This window comes from Coprococcus intestinihominis, from assembly GCF_040096555.1.
Taxonomy (GTDB): domain Bacteria; phylum Bacillota; class Clostridia; order Lachnospirales; family Lachnospiraceae; genus Coprococcus_A; species Coprococcus_A intestinihominis.
This window is the reverse complement of the sequence record NZ_JBBMEK010000524.1, coordinates 1-641: the sequence shown is the minus strand read 5'-3', so window position 1 is coordinate 641 and position 641 is coordinate 1. Positions and strand designations below refer to the sequence as shown.

The following is a 641-nucleotide window of genomic DNA, read 5'->3' as shown; positions in this document are numbered from 1 at the left end:
CTAACGCTCATTATATCATAAAACCATTCTTATTAAAAGCAAACTGCCGCATTATTAAACATAAAAAGCCGCATCCCTGCTTCATCCCATTAAAGCAACGGATACGACTTTTTATGTTTTAATAATGTGGTGGTTTGCAGTTATCACCTGCAGAAAACATATATCGAGGAAGTATATGACCTGGTACATCGTTTTCGCAATAACGATGTACCGGTAAATTAACTAAAGGGAATTACGCACTTAGTGAAGTGCTGCTGCCGGGTCGATACCAGCCATAATCATGCCGCCGAGGATTAAAATCGTCAGAACAGCATAAATCAGACAAGGAACAATGTTAGAACGGATCAGACGTCCTTCAGTTCCTACTGTACCACAGGTTGCACATGCTGAAACGATATTGTTGACACAAACCATGTTGCCCATGGCTCCGCCCATAACCTGCATCGCTACAATTAACACAGCCGGCAGTCCAAGACGAATCGCTGCTGCAAACTGCAGTGTTGAGAATAATGTATTTGATACAGTTGCTGAACCCGAGATAAAGGCACCGATAACACCAATGAGCGGTGATACAATAATGTAAGCCTTACCAAACAGATCGGCCATACCATTTGCCATAACGATCAGCATACTGTCCATAC

General features: G+C 42.4%; 1 protein-coding gene. It reads right to left on the bottom strand.

Annotation, left to right across the window (positions count from 1 at the left end; genetic code table 11):
* Nucleotides 1-240 precede the first annotated feature (240 nt).
* Nucleotides 241-641: L-lactate permease (locus WMO25_RS18630; RefSeq protein WP_349086750.1), on the bottom strand; the 401-nt coding region annotated here is incomplete at its 5' end.